4 protein-coding genes are annotated in these 2,404 nt (G+C 74.6%); all 4 read right to left on the bottom strand.

Going from position 1 to position 2,404, the window contains the following annotated elements:
* Positions 1–192 (bottom strand): hypothetical protein (locus CKO43_RS25320; RefSeq protein ID WP_200380401.1); only part of this gene is annotated, 192 nt, incomplete at its 3' end.
* A complete protein-coding gene (locus tag CKO43_RS25315) occupies positions 189–1,280 on the bottom strand; it encodes a type II secretion system protein (RefSeq protein WP_200380400.1) in 1,092 nt (363 codons plus the stop codon). The genes CKO43_RS25315 and CKO43_RS25320, both read right to left, overlap by 4 nt.
* A gap of 10 nt (positions 1,281–1,290) precedes the next feature.
* Positions 1,291–1,782, bottom strand: coding sequence for a hypothetical protein (locus CKO43_RS25310; protein WP_200232203.1), 492 nt, complete (start codon positions 1,780–1,782; stop codon positions 1,291–1,293).
* Positions 1,783–1,790: 8 nt separating this feature from the next.
* Positions 1,791–2,404: hypothetical protein (locus CKO43_RS25305; RefSeq protein WP_200380399.1), on the bottom strand; the 614-nt coding region annotated here is incomplete at its 5' end.

Genomic DNA, 2,404 nt, shown 5'->3' with positions numbered 1-2,404 from the left:
GCTGTGCTCGCGGCGCAGCACTTCGTGCCAGACGGCGGCGCCGGCGCGGCCTTCGCGCCGCAACGCGACGAGGCTGATGCCGTCGGGGCCGGCGTCGGCCAGCCAGCACGGCGCTGCGGCGCCACGGCCCGGCAGGCGCAGGCCGGCGAGGGCGCTGCCGGCGGCGCGCAGGCGGGGCAGGCGGCGCTTCATCGGATCACCAGCTCGAGCACCGGCCGGGCAGCGCGCGGGTAGAAACGCGCCGCGGCGTGGATGCGGTGGCTGTCGTGAAGGTACGGCGTGTCGTCGGCGTCGTGCACGACGGTGTTGGTGCCGGTCACCAGCAGCACGCGGTGTTCGCCGTTGGGAATGCGCAGCGTGCCGACGCCCGTGGGTGCGGCGAAGCTGAAGTCGGCGCTGTCGCCCGGCGCGATGGCCACCAGGGATATCGGAGTCGTGAAGCGGCGCCAGCGTGTGGCGCCGGAAGCGCTCTCCCAGACCAGCAGCGATACGCCCATGTGGACGGGCAAAGGTACGGTTGGCTGACCTGGCGCGGACGGGAAGTAGGCCCCCGTCGCATTGCGCACCCGCACCGTCCAGCCGACCAGGTCCACGCTCCAGTCGTCGGGCGCGATGCTGCGCGACAGGTCGGCGACGGCTTCGTCGTCGGGTGTCGGCGGGCTCGTGTCGACGGCGTTGTTCGAGCCCAGGCTGGCGATGGTCCAGGCCTCGGTGGCGGCGGCCGGCAGCGCCAGCTGCCAGCCGTGGTTCAGCGTGTCGTCGTCGCTGCCGGCGATCGAGACGTTGCCCCAGCCATCGCGCAGCACATCGCTGCCGTGCTGGCCGTCGAGCTGGCGGCGCAGGCCCTTGACCAGCGCTTCGCCGGGTTCGGACAGCAGCTGCTCGTCGCCCGAGCCGTTGTTCAGGCCGTCGGCGCCGGGGGTCGGGTCGAACACCGGCGCGCGTGCGCGCAGGCAGGGCAGCAGGCCGGCACCGACGCTGGCCGAGGCGCCGCTGCACTCGGCGGCGTCGACCAGCGACGCGCGCGCCGTCAGCTCCAGCACCGACAGCGGCAGGCGGCCGTTGTCGGCGACGAAGCCGGCCAGGCGCCGCTCGCCGCCCCAGGCCGGCGCCGCCGGGCCGGTGACGGCTTCGACGATCGCATCCAGTCGGCGCTCGCTGGTCTGCTGGCGCAGCAGCTGGTCGCGGCCGCCGACGACCGCCATCGAGACCATCGCCGTCGCCGCGAGCAGCGCGACGACGAGCAGCATCTCGATCAGCGTGAAGCCGCGTGCCTTCATGCCGCTGCCGTCACGGGGCCGCGCCGAAGCTGGTGACCACCAGCGCCGGCCCGCGCGAGTAGTTGTAGACGTGGAAGGCGTAGAAGCGCCGCTTCTCGCCGACCTTGACCTCACGCGCCAGGCGCTGCGCGGCGGCTTCGTCGATGTAGGCCACCAGCGTCTCGCCGCGGCCGTAGCGCAGCAGCACCGCCTGCTGCACACGCGGCGGCTCGCTGACGTGCATCAGCTGCAGCGCCTGCTGCAGGTACTCGGCCTTCTGCGGCCGCGGCAGCGCCGCCAGTTCGGCGTCGAATTGCACGCCCGAGGGCCGCAGGATGATGCGCTGCGGCGTGCGCGCCCCCGGCACGAAGGTTTCCAGCCGGACCTCGCGGAAGCCGTCGATGGCCTCGGCCGCCGAGGCCGCCGAGGCCGGCGCGGCGGTGCGCGTCGCGGCCGGTGCGGCCTGCGCCGCCAGCGCGGTCGCGGCCAGCAGGGCCAGGAGGATCTCGCGGGCGTTGTGCATCGGCGGCATCAGTCCAGGCAGATGACGAGGTCGTCGGCGCCGCCCTCGGCGCTGACGTCGGGCTCGCAGGGGTTGTTGTTCGCGAAGCCGCCCCAGCGGCCGTCGCTGCCGACCCAGGTCACACGCACGCGCCCGGACGCCGGGCCGAAGTACAGCAGCGGCCGCGGGTGGCGCAATTCGTGGTCGGCAGCGCTGTAGCCGCTGGCGGTGCTGGCGACCGTGTGCCAGCGCCAGCGGCAGCCGGTCTGCGTGCGCGTGCAGGGCTGGCCGGCGGCGTCGAGCGCCGGCAGCGCGCCGCCGGCGGGCAGGCCGAGCAGGTCCTGCTGCAGTTCGCCGGCGAGCGGGTTGCCGCCGGTCTGGCTCAGGCCGTCGCCGACGTCGACCTTGCCCAGCACCTCGGCACGCAGATAGGGCCCGCGCCAGCCGCGCGCCGACGCCGCGTCCCAGCGCTGCAGCCGTGCCAGCGGGTGGTTGGCGCAGAGCACCGGCGCGGTCGCAAGTACGAACAGGTTGGCCGGGTGTTCGAACCAGCGGCCGCGCCAGGCCTCGACGTCGCCGCTGCCGATCATCAGCGTCGGCAGCGCGCTGCGCAGCCACAGGCCGGCGCTGGTGTCGCTGCAGT

Origin of the sequence: Rubrivivax gelatinosus, from assembly GCF_016583785.1 — a bacterium.
GTDB lineage: Bacteria > Pseudomonadota > Gammaproteobacteria > Burkholderiales > Burkholderiaceae_C > Rubrivivax > Rubrivivax gelatinosus_B.
Note: the sequence above shows the minus strand (reverse complement) of the source record. Positions and strands in the feature narration are given on the sequence as shown.

Excerpts from the sequence above, each read along its gene's own strand:
- CKO43_RS25315 (WP_200380400.1), bottom strand. The coding sequence starts at position 1,280 with ATGAAGGCACGCGGCTTCACGCTGATCGAGATGCTGCTCGTCGTCGCG.
- CKO43_RS25310 (WP_200232203.1), bottom strand. The coding sequence starts at position 1,782 with ATGCACAACGCCCGCGAGATCCTCCTGGCCCTGCTGGCCGCGACCGCG.